Below are 790 nucleotides of genomic sequence, written 5' to 3' on the forward strand. Positions count from 1 at the left end.
TGCGCCAGATCCTCTCCCCCGACTACCTCTCGCGCGCCCGCGAGCTGGCCGCTCGGATGACGAAGCCCGCAGACAGCATCACCAAGAGCGCCGACCTTCTGGAAAACTTCGCGCGCGCGGGACGGGTTGGGTGACGAACGGCACCCCTGACGTCGCCGGCGCACGGCAACTGCAAGGCTAGGACCCGTGACGAAATTCGCCCTCGCCGGCTACGGAACGCGCGGCGACATCGAGCCATTGGCAGCGGTCGGCCGCGAGCTGCTGCGCCGAGGGCACGACGTGGCCGTGGCCGTCCCACCGGAATTGATGGGTTTCGCCGAGTCCACCGGGCTCGCGGCGGTCCCGTACGGCCCGGAACTGCACGACTTCCTGGACGAGGAGTTCCTCCGCAACATGTGGGCTGAGTTCTTCCGGAACATCTGGACGATCCGCAGCCCGATCAGGTTGATGCGCAAGGTCTGGGAGCCCCTCATCCGGCATTGGGGCGAGGTCAGCGCGGCGCTGACGTCCCTCGCCGCCGACGCTGACCTATTGTGCACCGGCCTGAATTTCGAGCAGGCCGCCGCCAACGTCGCGGAACTGGCAGGAAATGAGCTCGTCCCTGATCTCGGTTGGGGCCGGGGCCGATTTGCTCTTCACGGGCCAGCTCTACCAGGACCTGGCGATCAACGTGGCGGATTACTACGGCATTCCGATGGCCACGCTGCATTACATCCCGATGCGGCCGAACGGGCAGCTGATTCCGATGCTGCCGGGGCCGATGGTTCGCACCGGAATGGCGGTGTACGAC

Annotated in this window: 1 pseudogene; it reads left to right on the forward strand. The window is 66.6% G+C overall.

The window, feature by feature from the left end:
* Nucleotides 1–186: 186 nt before the first annotated feature.
* Nucleotides 187–790, forward strand: a pseudogene (locus tag A5697_RS27480) (glycosyltransferase); the annotation flags it as partial.

The sequence above is a fragment of the Mycobacterium sp. E3251 genome (assembly GCF_001666835.1).
Taxonomy (GTDB): domain Bacteria; phylum Actinomycetota; class Actinomycetes; order Mycobacteriales; family Mycobacteriaceae; genus Mycobacterium.